The organism is Candidatus Hydrogenedentota bacterium (assembly GCA_012523015.1).
In the GTDB taxonomy this organism is placed as follows: domain Bacteria; phylum Hydrogenedentota; class Hydrogenedentia; order Hydrogenedentales; family CAITNO01; genus JAAYBJ01.
On sequence record JAAYJI010000020.1, the window covers coordinates 1 to 14,881 of the forward strand.

Sequence of the window (14,881 nt, forward strand, 5' to 3'; positions counted from 1 at the left end):
AAACAATTCGCTTTCAAGGAGACTCTCGGTCAAGGCGGCGCAGTTGATCGCCACAAAAGGATGGTCTTTGCGCGCACTGAGTCGATGGATCGCCTGAGCGACCACCTCTTTGCCCGTGCCGCTTTCGCCCAATAATAAAACCGTACTGTCCGTAGGCGACACTTTACGGATTAGCTCTACCACACGGTGCATTGCTTCCGTGCGCCCCACCAACTCTTCAAAAACCGATTGTTCGTAGTGATCTAAATGTAAGGTTGCCGCGCGATTATCCAAGGCCTTTTCGATGGCAAGCGCCACATCAGAGGGGGTACTGCTTCGGGGTAAGTAGAAAAAAGCGCCTTGGCGAATACCATCGAGCGCCTGTTCCATGGCTTCCATATCAAAAAGTAAAATCAAACGGGTTCCCGGGTGGCGCTGCAATACGAAAGAAACGAGGTTTATATCCGTGTCATGGCTGAGAGACCAGTCCAAAACAATAACGCTGCGATCGTGGCGCGTGACGGCGCGCAACAAGCCCGCCGCATCATGACAGCGCTCAATACTGAGTCCGGGCCGCGCCACAAACCGTTCTAAAACCTTTCCGAATTCGATGTCCGCACAGGCAATGAGTATTTTTTCGATTTCTACGGCAGTATTTTTGTCTCTCATTGAAACACCCTATCTTTTCCAGAATCGTATTGTATCATACCGAAACAGCGTTCATGCAGAAAAAGGAGTGGTTTCTTCATGCAAAGAGGCGGCCAATAAAAAAATAATGAGCCTTCCTTCGAGGTACACGGTTTTTCAACCTGCTCAATTTCGTAAGATCCCCTATTTTGGGTCGGCGTCAAAGAAGTTTCTACACCGAGCTGCCGGCGCCTTTGTGAAATATCTTGCAGCAATTTGAATGACGGTCTTCAATTTCACTATGCTATACGCAAGCGATAGGGTTGTATCTTGATCAGAAACATCCATGTTGCGTTGCATAATATGGGGTTCATGGATTTTGTTGGAACACCGCTGCCGCATGACTATTATTTGTGGGAGAAAATCATGGAAAGAGTACTGTCTATTTTCATTCTCGGTTTACTGTTGTTTTCCTCGGTAGGCTGTCAATCATCGCCTTGGAAAAAAGACACCATGCCGCCTGTGGAATTGCTGGATGAAACGAAAGCCGCCACGGGCTCAACGGCTATGCAGTCTGCCTCTGCCCGTCCGGACAGTTTACAAATGGCGACCGGGCAGCGCATCAAGGATATTCCGCTGCCGCTCAAAGCCAAAGAAGATCCTGACCGTACTTATGTTTATGAGTCGAACACGATGCAGCTGGGGCGCATGGTCTATACCGTCCGTGCTTCTGTCAATGAGATTGCCCAGTTCTATATTGATAACATGGGCGCTGCCGGCTGGGAGCGCGTCGACCTGAACCAATCAGAAGGCGGCACGCGCATCCTCTACCGCAAGCCCGGCAAGAAGCTGGACATTATGGTTCAGCCTCTGGGCGCGCTGCGTGGACAGCGTCTCATCATCCATCTTGTTCCGGATATGGACTAGGAAATGTGAATCCATGGGGCTTTTACGCACAACGAGTATGGCGCTGTTTATACTGTGTATGTTCAGCGCTTGTCAAACCCGATTTGCTTCCAATATAGGGCAAATGACGGGGTTGACCCTCAGTGATGAAGAGAAGATCACGCAGGTTCTTGAAGATGTGCAGCGCGGCATGGAAAATCGACGGGTCTATCAGGTTCTTGCCCATGTGTCGAGAGCCTATCGTGACCGCAGCAACCGCGACTATAATGAACTGAGTAAAGATTTAAATTTTTTAATGCGCAACTATCGCAACATACGTGTTACCCGCGCCACACCAAGAATTCAAGTGCAGGGCAATCGCGCAACTGTTATTGATACCTTCGGTACCAATGCGGATGCCGTAGACGCGCACACCAATCCCCCCGTAAGCCTACAGGGGCAGGTAGTCATTCTCATGGAGCGTTATAAAGACACGTGGCAAATTTTGGAGTGGGGCCCTATCAGCTGATTGGAGAGCCCGCGCAATACTGTAAAGACGAATCCGACAACGGCAAAATAAATTTACCAATCCTGTTGACAACAACTTTTATTTATTCGGAGTATACATTTACCCATGGCAAGACCCAGAAAAAAAGGCGTTTCCCAAAGCAGTTTGCTGATTCCTGAAGAACCAAAAACTGAATGGCAAAAGTTATTAGTACATCTGCGCGCAAACATTAAATATTATGGTGCGGCACTTGTATTTATTTTAATTTGTGCCGCAGTGGCAGCCTTGATCCAGATCAATAGTGTCGTGAAGGATCAACACGTTATGACTGCTTACGCCGCTGCGATGCAAGAGGAAGAATTGCCCCTACGCCTTGAAAAGCTTGATGATATTGATCTTAATCATGCAGGTCGTTGGGCAGCTGAGATCCTTTATATGAAAGGCGAGACCGCCTTGGAAACAAATAATTGGGATCTTGCCGGTACGGCACTCGAAGAGGTGTACACGGAATACAAGGGGAATGAGTTTGCAGCCCAAGCCGCCGACGGACTTGCTTTCCTTGCGCTCGAACAAAATCGTTTGGACGATGCCCTCACCTATTATCAAGACATGGTCAGCCAATGGCCGGATGATTTCACAGCACGCCGCGCTTATTTCAAGATGGGCGAGCTCCTCGAGAAGATGGACAGAACAGAAGAAGCCGTGACGATGTACCGTAAACAAACGGCTGTTTTCCCCGAGTCAAGCGTCGCCCAAAAATCGGAGGCGGCTTTGGAACGGCTCAGAACCAGTCATCCCGATTTCTTCGCTGATGAAGAGATCCCAGACACCGCCGACGCCGGCGAGGTGAGCCTCGTATCAGACAGTCCGCAAACGGCCGTGCTGAGCGTTGAGACCGAGCTGCCTGAAATGCAATAAGTTTCGCGTGAAGCATAGACCAAAGACCCGCTCCCCTATACTGCCGCCACCTGCGCGGCAGGAGAAGCCCGATGGTGACGCGAAAGCAAGAACATAGACACCGCGGTTTCGGTATCTTGCGTTTGGCAACACAGGCGCGTCGTGCCGCATCCATTGTGATAAGCCGCAGCTTACAAAGGCCGCCCAAATATCTGCCCGTGCTTTTGCTCTTTGTCACGGAACGGTGTAATTTGCGCTGTCGCATGTGCGGCTTAGAGGAGCGGCGCCGGCTCAACACCACAGCGGGCGAACTTACCACCCAAGAGTATAAGGAGCTCTTGGTGTCAGCGGCCCGGCTCGGAACCTCCTTCGTCTCTATCAGCGGTGGAGAGGCCTTGTTGCGCAATGACATCGCCGATATTATCCGCTATGCCGATGAAATGGGTATGGCACCTCACCTATGCACCAACGGGCTGCTCCTTACGGAAGAACGGATCATCACACTGCGCGACGCGGGGGTTGCCGCAATTTCAATTTCTATGGATAGCAATGAAGCGGCCCTTCATGATTTGTTGCGCGGTGAAAATAATTTTCGTAAAACCGAAGAAGCGCTGCGCTTGCTACGCCGCACGGCGCCCCACATCCAAGTGGGCATCAACTATCTGATTACCCGTCAAAATTTTCGACACCTTGATCAGATGGTTGACTATGCCGAAGGGCTCGGTGTACATCAGCTTAAATTCTCGCCGATACATACGAACTTGCTCCATCGAGAAAAGCCGCAGGAATCCTTTCAAGAACTGCTCTTTAGGGAAGAGGATCTGCCTGAGTTGGAAGAAGCTTTGAACCGACTTAAAGTGCGGTGTAAAAGCACAAGGCTCATCACCACATCCGCCGCCTTCCACGACGGTATTGTTCCCTTCTTCCGCAATCGGGAACATTTTCGATGTTATGCAGGTTATGCCGTATGCGCCATCGGTCCACAGGGGCAAGTGGCGCCTTGTTGCGATATGGACAGCCGTTTTTCGGTGAAGGACCGCCCGCTTCACGAGATTTGGCGCGATTCAAACTTTCATAAACTGAGATTGCAGGTACATCAGTGCAGCGTTCCTTGTTGGGACACGACCAACACGGAATTGAGTCTGCGATTGCATCCGCCTTCCGCGCTGCGCAATATCCGCGCCTTTTGGAAAGACTTCCGTTTTTATACAGGCCGGAGGGCGTTGGAAAGCGATAACACCAAAGAAGAGTGACATCCATGAACCACGACAACGACATCCCAAAAGAACAACAAGAGGGGCTCAGCTTTCAAGACATGATTGAGGAAATGGGTGATATCCCTTTCAATGTTGATGCCGAAGAAATCGCGCTTGCGCCCTTACCCGAGCCCGGACGAGACTTAACGGGCGGCACCGTTGTTGTGGATGAGAACCCTTCTTGGGCTAATCCTGAAGAAACCATCAGCACACGCATTTTGACCGGATGTTCGCCGCAGCCGCGGCCCATGTGGTTGGATGGGCTGGGCAGCAGTGCATTGGGTTTGTTTTTTCTCATCCCGATCTTGATGCGCTCTGGGCTGCGATCCTACCAGCCTTGGATTTCGTACATGATCATGCTTCTTGCTCTTGGCGGTATGGCGTGGTCTCTTTTAGGGCTGCAGGTCGAAACGAGCAGAAAGGGAAAGAAATGGTGCTGGTCTGTCGCGCTCATGGGCATGGTCGTCGCCTTAGTGGCTTTCTTCACCCGTGGCGCGCCCTGAGTGCTATAGCACTCAAGAGTCCAAGTTGAGCGTTTATCCTGATAGGATTTCTAGTTAGGGTTTTCGTTGTTTGGAAGACCGCAAGATTTAGTTTTGGGGGATGGATTTTGGCGCGGTTTTGTTTGTTGGTGGCAAGGAAGAAGTGGTGTCGCTAAATCCTTTTGTGAGATGATACGCGTTGTGCGCGGCATGACGCGCATTCCTTACTGTAGAACTATGATCCCGAATCGTTTTCATGAGCATCATCTTTAATTTAACCTATTCTATTCTCTATTTAATTGTGACCGTTGCCATGGTTGTCTTTGTTCTTTTTGGCTTCTGGTCTTTACGGGAGCGTTTTGTAAAACATAAAGAGTTTGGCTTGCGTACGCAAGGGGCGGTCTTATTCGCGGTTGTCGTGTTTTACGTCTTTGAAATGAAGGCGCTTCGCATTCTGCTTCCCCATGATCCCGTTTACTTCATCTTTTCTTTTCTCGGCCTGGTGATTGCCGGCTTCGCCTTGTATGGCACCATGTTGGTTTCTTTTCTGTCCCGTTTGCTGGTGGAGACGGTCGTTCCGGAAGATCCGGTGGGCAAGCATATTCCGCGTTTAGGGGCTGCAGAGGCACGTGAAAAGGCGGAAGATTGGGAGGGGGCGCTCAATGAATATTATGTTGCCGCCCAGATTTATCCGGGGAATACCTTGATTCAAGCACGCGTTGCGCGGGTGCTCGTTCGCTTGGAACGGGCCGATGACGCCATTGCGTGGTTTAGCGACGGACTGGCGGGTATGCAAAGCCCGGAGGAAGTGTTGGTGTTGCTTCGCCGCATCTTAGATTTGTGTCAGCGCCAACAAAAACTTGAGGAGGCTCGTGATCTTCTCCATCTTTTTATGACGCGATTCCCGGAGTTTGAGGCTTCTGTTTTGGGCAAACAGTTTTTGGAAGAGCATAGGGCTGCAGTTCCTTTGTCTGCGCCCGGTGGTGAATCAGAACTCCAGTCTTTGGAAAGTCATCCCCTCGGTGAGGATGCCGCAGTAGCGAGTCATGAGCAGGGCGGATCGGATACGCTATTGGAAGCGATGGAAGATGATTGGAGCCCCCATGCCTCATAAAGACGCAACGCCTATGTCGGGAGATTTACCTGTGAAGGGCTTGTTGGGTGATAGGTGCAACGTGTCGCAACAATGGATACAAACGCCTGAAACCCGCCTTTCTTACTGGGAATATGAGGGGAGCGGTCAGCCGTTGATTTTTTGCCATGGCGCGGGGCTGTGCGGCCGCACATGGGATCCTGTCATAACGCATCTGGATGGCGGCTATCCCGTGTTGGCGTGGGACGCTCGGGGGCACGGCGATTCGAGTACGCCTGAATATCCGAATGCCTATGGATGGCAGGGCTTCTCGAAAGATTTGTTAGCCATGCTGGATCAACTCGGCCTTAAGAAAGATGTCCTGGCGGTGGGTCATAGCGGCGGTGCGTCGACCCTTGCCCATGCGGCGCTGCTTGATCCCCATCGATTTGCGGGCATGCTATGGTTCGACGCTATCATCGCAGACGCCGCCTTTTTTGCGTCAGCCCAAGAACTGGCGCAGCGGACGCTGCGTCGTCGTGAAAGTCTGCCGTCGTTAGCATATGCCCGATCTCACTTTGGCGGGAAAGCGCCCATGAACCGTTGGACGGCGGCTGCCTTAGACGCCTATTTACAGTATGGCTTCACGGTGGATGACGGGGGCGCAATTCATTTGAAGTGTCGTCCTTCTATTGAGGCGCAAGTCTATGGGAGCGGCGGTTACACGCCTCTTTTGGAGCGCCTAGGCGAGATTAGAACGCCTGTGCTTCTGGTTACGGGCTCAGAGAGTTACATGACCGCCTTTGCAGAGGAACAGCATCGTCGGCTTGCCCATAGTGAATTGCTGGTATTGCCGAATACAGGGCATTTCATTCCGCAAGAACAGCCCCTTCGCTGTGCGGAACTGATTACTGCTTGGGCACGGGGCCTTTGTCCTTCGGTTGAAGGTTCTTAGCCTTGTGCTATTTGGTTTTGTTTAATGTTGCGCCGCAATCGCCGCAGTCTGAAATATAAGGGTACCATGAAGAAGGTCATGAGTACGCTGATGCCAAGGGTGAGGGAGTTTGTTTTTCCGATGCCTTGGGCGGTGTCGCCGCGCACAAAGAAGCCGATGACCTCTTCTTGTACGATGGGTCCGATGCTTCCGAGTCCATTGACAATGCCTGCTACAGCGACACTATTTTTAGCTCCTGCAATCTCGACGGCTCCGGCGCTGCTCAAGAGCATGTCCGGTCCATAGAGCATAAAGCCTACAATACAATAGCTCAATGCGATGCGCAAGGGTGAGGTGCCCAAGTAGATGACGGAGAGATATCCGAGGATAGTCCCCATACCCAAAACGAGACAAAGGGCTGCCCAGTTGCCGCGGAACCACCGATCCAACAAGTATCCGGAAGCAATGCAGCCGCCCATTCCGGCGAGATCAAATCCGAGGGAGTATACACTTGCTGCGCTCACACACAATCCTTGGGTATTCAGGAATGCGGGCAGCCAAGAATCGAGGGCATAGCGCATAAATTTGACGCAGAAATAACCTGCGCCCATGATGAGTACCATGGGATGGAAAGCTAGTTTTAAATAATCTGCAAAAGAAACTTTCTCTTCCTTGGATGCGTCGATGGACTGCTGTTCTTTTTCGTCGGAGGTGACCAAGGCTTCCAGGCCGAGATCTTCAGGTTTGTTACGCTGCCAAAAATAGAGGAGCCACCACGTAAGCGAGGTCGCCGCGGTGCAGCCAAAGAAGGCCCAACGCCAGCCTGCCATTCCTAAGTATAGCCCGCTTATTCCCAAAAACAGCGCGGTCAATCCCTTGACTAAGATATTGCCGAACATATAATGGGTGGTCCAAATGCCAATGATACGGCCGCGCTCATGGACGCGTATCCATTCGGAAACGGCGCCAACGCAGGCAGGCCAACCCGCGGCTTGGAGCAAGCCATTGAAAATCATAAAGACGAGGAAGGTGCTGTAGGAATTGGCGAAGCCAAAAATAACATTGCAGACCATGGAAAAGCCCAGTCCGCCGAGCAGCAGTACGCGGGCGCCCCAGCGTCGTCCTACAAAACTGCTGATGAACTGACCTATCATATAGGCAACCAAGAAGGCGGTCCAGATGTGAGCAGTATCGGAAAGTTCCCATCCTAGCTCATCGACAATGGAGGTCTTACATAAGGTGAAGACCTTGCGCGTGAGATAAAAACCTACGTAACCCAGGTAGGTGGAAATCAGAATACGATTGCGCCACATGCGGTGTTCGTTCGTGAATGTTGCGGTCATGGAGTATCCTTTGCCGTAAAAATAGAAGAACGAGAATCAACGCTCTTGTTTATGTTTTGCCTGATGGATGGAACAGACCCAAGGCAGTATACAGGGATTAGTAGGGGGACAATCAATGTTAACGAGCGCTGCAGCGGGTATAGTGTGGGTTGGAAAAGATGTTCCCTATCCTTTTATACTCTAGTGTTGGACATGCGCTTTAGCGGCGCACGGATTCAAAGCCTCTCTTAGGCAAGGAGTTTTCATGATCCTATTACGTGTCGTTTTACTTTTTTGTGTGGTGGTGTTGTTGCCCTGCAGCGCGGAAGAAGACCGTATCATCATCTACGACTCTGCCGATGACACAGGCTTGAACGACTCTGATATGCACATTCAATTTCATCAACGGAAAGAGGAGGAAAAGAAGGAGCCTCTTCGTGCGCCTGCCTATACGCTGATGGCACAGCCTTGTACAGGCTGGTATTTTCAACAGGGTATTACGCTGTACAATGCCGATTCTGACCGGGAACTGTTATTGCTCACCTCCGCCACGGAATCGGTGGGCGCTGTCCTTGCCCTTGTTGCTTTGGATAGCGGCGCTTCCGTGTCTATGGAAATTCCGGGAACAGCGGGGGCTTGGGCCTTGTCTCCCATGACAGGCGACCGTGTGGCGATTGGCACCTATTATGACGGCGCTATTCATATCTATAGCTTGGAAGAGGACAAAATCGTGGACACGGTAGATCTTCCCGGCGAAGCCTATGTGTGGAATCTGGTGACGGGGAAGGACGGGCGCTTATACGGGGGGAGCTTTCCCGGCGGCAAATTATTTGCCTTGGATCAGAACAGTCTGCTCCTTGAGGACTGCGGTCAAGTGAAAGCGCCGAACCACTTCCTCCACGAGGTGAGCGCGTTGCCTGACGGTCGGATTCTGTGCCGTGTAGGTACGGAAGCGCCGGGCTTGTATATCTATGATCCCGTTGAAAAAAGCTATCGTGCCGCGCCGGACACGCTTGTCGGTGTAGAAGGGGGGCGCTGCTGGCAGGATTATTTTGTGACGGAAAAAGGGCTTTTCGATGCCGATTTGGAGCCGGTGATAACGCCGCCTTTCCCGCTGCCTGAGGGCGATGAAACGGCTTGGGCACCGGTACCGCACTTGACGACGGCGACCATGTTATTTGTGCAGCAGGGCAAGAGCCTGTATCGCTTTCGACAAGGTGATTCGAAATTGACCTTGGTGCATTCATTTGATTTGCGGGGCGGGCGCATGTTGGCTTCCACCGTGAGGGGCGGTGTGGCAGGCGTGCGGGGGCAGCAATATTTTCAAATAAGCTCGGGAAGTACGACGTGGAAACGTCATGAGCTTCCTGTGATGCCGCCGCTGCGGACGGCCGCTTTCTTGCGTATGGACGGCAGCGGTCAGCTGTGGGGCGGTCCCGCGTGGGGTCAGACCTTGTTTTTTATGGATGGGACGACGGGCGTTGCTACCCAATTGACTTCTGTTTCGCCGCGGCTGGGCGGCGTGCGGGATATGGCATTTACGGAAGGGGCAAGCTGGGGTGTTTCCTATCCTGACGGAGAAATTTTCCGCCTTGACATTGAGCAGGCGTGGCAAGAGTGGGACGGTAAAAATCCCATGACGATTACGCGCCTCGGCAAGGGGGGCTATCATGATGCGACAGGCGGCATTGTTGCCTACGGAGAAGAGCTGCTCTACAGCGGCTGGTCTTTCGAATCGGGAGGCGGCGCTATTGCTGTCACCGATCCGACGACCCAATCGACGAAACTGGTGGAAAATCCGCTGGGGAAACGGGCCGTTACAGGACTTGCCTTGAATGATGATTTCCTTTTTGCCGTGGGCGCGGTGTTGTCGGATAAAGAGGCTGTGGTGGAAGCGGAAGAAGTAGAGCCGCCTTTGTTTGCCGTATTTGTGCGCGGCACGGTACAGCCTTGTTGGAACGGTAGAATTGAGAGAAGCCGAACGGCAAATCGCTTGTGTTTTGACGGGGCAACAAAGCGCGTTGTCTTGGCAGTGGACGATCTTCCCCGAGTTTTCGATGTGGAGCGTATGCAGCTTTTGGAGCCTTTCACTACGGAAGCACCCCCCATTAGCAGTTTGCAGCAGGTCAGCCGAAATGACGGCTATTGCTATTACGGATCGGGCAAGAAAATAATCCGTCTTCAGCTTGTCACGGGGCAATGGGAGGAAGTGCTTGCCTTACCTGAGGACGTGGGAGCCGTGGCCGCCGGTCAGGACGGCGTCTTGTTTGCCGCTTGCGGTATCGATATTTACCGTGTAGACTTTCCGGAGCCTTACGCGGATATTGTGCCGGAAGGCTAGCGGTGGATCTATCCAAAGCTTTAACCCGGAGAAATAGAAGATGAAAGATCGTTGTCCCAATAAAAAAATTAATACGTCCCGCTGTACCTGCACTTACCCGGGCTGTACGAATCACGCGGTCTGCTGCGACTGTTTGCATATGCACCTTGCGAACAAGGAATTGCCGGGCTGTTGTTTTCCGGCGGAAGCAGAAAAAAGCTATGACCGCTCCTTTCGTGCTTTTGCAAAGGCGTGGAAATTATTGTCTTCCGAAGCGATAAACAAGTAGAAAAGCCGTGTTATACTATATAAGCAAGATCAGCGTGGCTTTTGTCTGTATCGATCAGGTTTCTTTAGGAGGAACAGCGAGAAGAATCTTAAGGACAATGGGGGTGTGATGTTGTGCTAGGTCATGTTGGAAACGGCGGTTGGCGCGGCAGATTGCCGTGCCCTATAGATAAACGTAAAGGTACGTTATGGTCAGGCAAAAATGTTTGCGGTGTTCGTTTTTGAATGAAGGCGGCCACAGCCAATGTCAAAAGTGCGGCGCGCCGTTGTCGTCTGTGTCTTTCGAGGCGGATGAAACGCCGCAAAAGGCAGCGCCTCAACAGGACGGCGGACAGCGGGTTTCCCAATTCCAACGGGGTCAAGTCATTAACAACCGCTACACCATCTTGGGCGTTATCGGCCGCGGCGGTATGGGCTGCATCTATAAAGTCCATGATAATGTGTTGGGTGAAGATTTGGCACTGAAGACGCTGCTGCCTCAATTTACGACGGAGAAGATGGTGATTGACCGCTTTCTCAACGAGGCGCGCATTACACGGAAATTAACCCACCCGAATGTGGTGCGTGTCCATGATATCAGCACGACAGGGCAAGGCATCTTTATTTCTATGGAGTATGTGGAGGGGCAGTCCCTGCGCGCGCTGCTGGATCGCCTTGCGCCGGGTGAACGTATGCCGGCACGGCAGGTGCTGCATATTATCGACCAGCTGTGCCTCGCCTTGGATTACGCCCACGCGTATACGATACACCGGGATATCAAGCCTGAAAACGTCATGATTACGAAGGATAACCAAATCAAATTGATGGATTTTGGTATATCCAAACTCATGGATAACCGTTTTGCGACCTCCGTGTCCATGGTCATGGGAACGCCTTATTATATGTCGCCGGAGCAATACCGCAACTCGCGAGATGTGGATGCCCGTGCCGATATTTACAGTGTTGGGATCGTACTCTATGAAATGTTGACAGGCCATCTTCCCGTTGGTTCTGTTGGTACGCCGGCGTCGCTGGCTGTTTCACTGCCGCCTGCGTTGAGGGGTATTGTAGAGAAATGCATTGACCCGGACCGAAACAAGCGCTATGAAAGTGCTGGCTCGCTGCGCGAATCCATTGAGCCGATCCTTGAGATGCTTAATGAGGGCAAAGATCCGCAAAAGACCCTTTCCCGTCGACGCTACGGACATTCTAAAAGTTCCAGCTCTATTTTTCGGATCCTTGTTTTTGGAATTGCGGCGGCGGTCATCGTGGGCATCGGTTTGATGATGCTTTTCGTTTTGGAAAAGAGTAATGCTGCCGCTCCCGACGGCGGCGCTTATTCAGCTGTCTCCGTCGGAAAGGAGAACGATCCTTTCGCTGCTCTAGAACAACAGGTGCAAATTTTGTCATCGGTTGTGGATAAGGTTGCGAAATCGGGTAACGACGCTTCTCTCTGGGCGATCAAAGGGCGCAAGCTGTGGGAGGAAGCACAGGCTCCCGCACGGCAGGGCAATGAAGATGCGCTTCTCCAAGCCAGCGATGCCGTTCAGCATATGATGGCTGCGCTCATGTGCCCCCAAGACATGTGCTTTGTGCCGGCGGGCTACGTGAACTTAGACGGCGCGCCCGTTTATGTCCCCGGTTTCTTAATAGACATTCACGAGGTGTCTACCAAAGACTTTGCCCTTTTTCTCGATAATATGGGGGCGAAATGGAGCGCAAGCGCAGAACTGAAGATGCTGATGAGCACGTCCATAGAACTGCCTGTGTCCTATGTGTCTTGGTTTGATGCCCAAGGCTATGCCGCCTTTGCAGGGAAACAGCTGCCTTCGCGCAGACAGTGGGAACGTGCCGCACACGGAGATGCGCATGCGTCTTCCTTATACCCTTGGGGCGATGAATGGAAAGAGGGCGCGGCAAATGTGCACACAGACTCAAGCCGCCCAAGCGCCTCGTTTTCTGAGGACCTTTCTTGGGCGGGCTGTTATGATATGGCGGGTAATGTGGCAGAATGGACGGGCAGCGCGGTGAACCCTTTGGGCGCCGGGGAAAGACCTGATTTCGGGGATAAGATGTACATCTGCGGCGGCAGTTTTTTGAAGAGCCGCTTTTTGAATCAGGCCGATTACTACGACTTTGAAGGCAGGTCGTCCGATCTTGGATTTCGCTGTGTCATACCCCTCATTCCTTCTTTGGAAGAAGCGACTCGTTTGGCTGCGGAGAAACGCTAAGGCGGTGTCGTGCCGCAGTGTACGGGCGTATGGCGCCGCCTGTTTCACGGGTGATTTCTCTCCGCACTCGGTCTGATAGTATCTGAGGGTGTGCGGGGTTGGCGGCGATTGATTAACCGGGAAGGGCGTACATGTTAGGGTTGAAGCCCTGTTCGCCTTTCGATTTGATAAAGTAGACTGGCAACATGGGATATGCTATTCTATAACGTATAATTGACGTTGTGGCATGAAATTGCAAGAATAAGGTTTTGTGAATGGATAACAAGATATTAATCGGATTCTTTGTTTTTCTCGCCATTGTTCTTGTGTTGCCTATTGCGGTACAACAATACCGGCTGTCCCAAGAAGGTGGCGATAATCCGGGCATTACCGGGGGCGGGGAAGCGGCAGCAAAATCAAATAGCGATCCCTTGGCTTCCAACCCGGAATTGAATCAACTGCCTTTGTTGAATGAAATGAACTTGATCGGTACCGAATGGCAGGTTCAAATATCTCAATACAAAATCAAACTTACCCTCGCCTCCGGCGGTGTGTTCTATGCCACCCATCCGCTGTCAAAAGCCGTTGCAGGCGTAGATTATCTTGAGGGCCGCTGGCGTATAGACGGCAACAAGTTTTATCTTTCTATGTCCTTCGGCGGCAGAGATTATGCGGAAGAAGGCATCATCAGCGGCAATAACATTTACCATTTAGAGAGTGGAAAATATCAGAAGATTGAACGTTTTCGATAAGCCTGACAGAGACTCTTGTGCGGCCCCTTGGGCAAGGGGGGATATTTTTAGAACGCCAAAGGCACGGCTGTCCTATCGTTGAAGGAAATCTGAAACCTTGAGGCGGGTGCAGCCCGGTGTATCCACGAACATGTGTAGTCATTTTTTTGATTAGGAGCAGGATCATGAGCAAAGCGCAGCTTTTTATGCGTATAACTTTAGCGCTGTATGCCATTTTGATAATTGTCGCGCTTACCTTGGTGACCTTCGAATATGTACGTGTCACAGATCCGTCGCAGCTCGGCGGCATGTATGATATATACCGCTATTTTGGGCCCATCACGTTTTTGGTTGACTATGACCTTCACGCCGGCGAGTTTCCGTTGTGGAATCCGATTACCTATTGCGGCATGCCCATTACGGGGAACCCTCAATCGTTTATTTTTTATATTCCCAATCTTGTTCGCTCGTGGCTTAGCGGCGAAGCGACGCCTGCCCAATCGAACTATAGCCTCGCGATCATGTGGGGGCTACATCTGATCTTTATGGGCTTTTGCACCTATCTGCTTGCCCGCGCCCATAAGCTTAGTTTTGCCGGCGCACTGATTGCCGCCATTGCGTTCATGTTTAGTGCGCTCATGGTTCGGCGTATGGGGGAATATCACTTTATTACGACGATGGCTTGGCTGCCGCTGCTGTTGCTTTTGATAAAGAAGATGATTGACAGTCAGGATTTCTTTACGAAAATGGCGCTTGCCACGCTCGGCGGATTAACCTTTGCTATGAGCATTACGGGAGGCTTTCTGCAAATTGCCAACCTTGCCGGATTCGTGCCAGCCTTGTACGGATTATTTTATTTTTTGCTGACCCTTCGCAAGAATCGACGTGCCGCGGGAGTTCGTGGGTTCTTTCGGCCGTGGCTGCATAATGGCGCTGCTATGGGCATCCTCTTCTTTTTCGGTGTAGCCGTGGCGGCGGTTGTCTTGCTGCCTGCGTGGCAGTTAGGCGGATACAGTCTTCGTTCGGTTGCTCCTTCCCTCGGCAAATTTTCAGATTTATGGAAATGGTCGCCCTTGGATTTTTACCAGAAAATGGTGCTCTACGGCGGGGTTAAGTATGAGGCGGAAACTTTGCGTAACGCGGGTGTTGCCGCCTTGTTGCTGGCGGCGGCCGCTTTCACGCATCGTAACCGCCGTGATGTCTTTCTTTTCGCAGCGCTGTATTTTATCCTGTTGGAATGCTGCTTTGGTCCGCCCCTTCCCATAGGCGCGCTGCTTGAAAAAGTTACGCCTTTTACGCTGAGCGCTTATTCGCGTGCTTATGATTTTGCGCTGCTGCCCTTGGCGTTGCTGGCGGGATTTGGCGTTGATGCGATGAGTCAGCCTTTGCGC

14 protein-coding genes are annotated in these 14,881 nt (G+C 51.8%); 12 read left to right on the plus strand and 2 right to left on the minus strand.

Features of this window, described 5'->3' with window-relative positions; genetic code table 11:
- Window positions 1-648 (minus strand): sigma-54-dependent Fis family transcriptional regulator (locus GX117_00940; protein ID NLO31910.1); only part of this gene is annotated, 648 nt, incomplete at its 3' end.
- A 384-nt stretch (window positions 649-1,032) separates the two neighbouring features.
- Between GX117_00940 and GX117_00945 the strand changes: the two genes are divergently transcribed.
- The 7 genes from GX117_00945 (at window position 1,033) to GX117_00975 (ending at window position 6,661) form a co-directional block, all read left to right on the plus strand.
- Window positions 1,033-1,533 (plus strand): hypothetical protein, encoded by a 501-nt coding sequence (locus GX117_00945; GenBank protein ID NLO31911.1) that lies wholly within the window; start codon window positions 1,033-1,035, stop codon window positions 1,531-1,533.
- 13 nt (window positions 1,534-1,546) lie between these two features.
- Complete coding sequence (locus GX117_00950) at window positions 1,547-2,020, plus strand: hypothetical protein (protein ID NLO31912.1); 474 nt, start codon at window positions 1,547-1,549, stop codon at window positions 2,018-2,020.
- 105 nt (window positions 2,021-2,125) lie between these two features.
- Window positions 2,126-2,917: a tetratricopeptide repeat protein gene (locus GX117_00955; GenBank protein NLO31913.1), complete on the plus strand. Its 792-nt coding sequence runs from the start codon at window positions 2,126-2,128 to the stop codon at window positions 2,915-2,917.
- Between the two features lie 71 nt (window positions 2,918-2,988).
- Window positions 2,989-4,149: a radical SAM protein gene (locus tag GX117_00960; GenBank protein NLO31914.1), complete on the plus strand. Its 1,161-nt coding sequence runs from the start codon at window positions 2,989-2,991 to the stop codon at window positions 4,147-4,149.
- A 5-nt stretch (window positions 4,150-4,154) separates the two neighbouring features.
- Window positions 4,155-4,655 (plus strand): hypothetical protein, encoded by a 501-nt coding sequence (locus GX117_00965; protein ID NLO31915.1) that lies wholly within the window; start codon window positions 4,155-4,157, stop codon window positions 4,653-4,655.
- Window positions 4,656-4,890: 235 nt separating this feature from the next.
- A complete protein-coding gene (locus GX117_00970; protein NLO31916.1) occupies window positions 4,891-5,748 on the plus strand; it encodes a tetratricopeptide repeat protein in 858 nt (285 codons plus the stop codon).
- Entirely contained in the window at window positions 5,738-6,661 is a 924-nt protein-coding gene (locus GX117_00975; GenBank protein NLO31917.1) for an alpha/beta hydrolase, read from the plus strand. The genes GX117_00970 and GX117_00975 overlap by 11 nt, the downstream gene beginning before the upstream one ends.
- Here GX117_00975 and GX117_00980 read toward each other — a convergent pair.
- Window positions 6,658-7,983 (minus strand): MFS transporter, encoded by a 1,326-nt coding sequence (locus GX117_00980; GenBank protein ID NLO31918.1) that lies wholly within the window; start codon window positions 7,981-7,983, stop codon window positions 6,658-6,660. The two genes, GX117_00975 and GX117_00980, sit on opposite strands and share 4 nt — an antisense overlap.
- 244 nt (window positions 7,984-8,227) lie before the next feature.
- On the opposite strand from GX117_00980, the gene GX117_00985 reads away from it, so the two are divergent.
- From GX117_00985 to GX117_01005, 5 genes are all read left to right on the plus strand, one after another.
- A complete protein-coding gene (locus GX117_00985; GenBank protein ID NLO31919.1) occupies window positions 8,228-10,303 on the plus strand; it encodes a hypothetical protein in 2,076 nt (691 codons plus the stop codon).
- 40 nt (window positions 10,304-10,343) lie between these two features.
- Entirely contained in the window at window positions 10,344-10,571 is a 228-nt protein-coding gene (locus GX117_00990; GenBank protein NLO31920.1) for a cytosolic protein, read from the plus strand.
- 220 nt (window positions 10,572-10,791) lie between these two features.
- Window positions 10,792-12,780 carry a protein kinase gene (locus GX117_00995; protein NLO31921.1) on the plus strand — a complete coding sequence of 663 codons (1,989 nt, stop codon included), beginning with the start codon at window positions 10,792-10,794 and terminating at the stop codon, window positions 12,778-12,780.
- Between the two features lie 254 nt (window positions 12,781-13,034).
- Window positions 13,035-13,511: a hypothetical protein gene (locus GX117_01000; GenBank protein NLO31922.1), complete on the plus strand. Its 477-nt coding sequence runs from the start codon at window positions 13,035-13,037 to the stop codon at window positions 13,509-13,511.
- A gap of 164 nt (window positions 13,512-13,675) precedes the next feature.
- A partial coding sequence (locus tag GX117_01005) for a hypothetical protein (protein ID NLO31923.1) occupies window positions 13,676-14,881 on the plus strand: 1,206 nt, incomplete at its 3' end.

Bases quoted from the DNA above. Each gene is read 5' to 3' on its own strand.
- GX117_00945 (NLO31911.1), top strand. From the start codon at position 1,033: ATGGAAAGAGTACTGTCTATTTTCATTCTCGGTTTACTGTTGTTTTCC.
- GX117_00970 (NLO31916.1), top strand. From the start codon at position 4,891: ATGAGCATCATCTTTAATTTAACCTATTCTATTCTCTATTTAATTGTG.
- GX117_01000 (NLO31922.1), top strand. From the start codon at position 13,035: ATGGATAACAAGATATTAATCGGATTCTTTGTTTTTCTCGCCATTGTT.
- GX117_00960 (NLO31914.1), top strand. From the start codon at position 2,989: ATGGTGACGCGAAAGCAAGAACATAGACACCGCGGTTTCGGTATCTTG.
- GX117_00955 (NLO31913.1), top strand. From the start codon at position 2,126: ATGGCAAGACCCAGAAAAAAAGGCGTTTCCCAAAGCAGTTTGCTGATT.
- GX117_00990 (NLO31920.1), top strand. From the start codon at position 10,344: ATGAAAGATCGTTGTCCCAATAAAAAAATTAATACGTCCCGCTGTACC.
- GX117_00950 (NLO31912.1), top strand. From the start codon at position 1,547: ATGGGGCTTTTACGCACAACGAGTATGGCGCTGTTTATACTGTGTATG.
- GX117_00965 (NLO31915.1), top strand. From the start codon at position 4,155: ATGAACCACGACAACGACATCCCAAAAGAACAACAAGAGGGGCTCAGC.
- GX117_00985 (NLO31919.1), top strand. From the start codon at position 8,228: ATGATCCTATTACGTGTCGTTTTACTTTTTTGTGTGGTGGTGTTGTTG.
- GX117_00975 (NLO31917.1), top strand. From the start codon at position 5,738: ATGCCTCATAAAGACGCAACGCCTATGTCGGGAGATTTACCTGTGAAG.
- GX117_00980 (NLO31918.1), bottom strand. From the start codon at position 7,983: ATGACCGCAACATTCACGAACGAACACCGCATGTGGCGCAATCGTATT.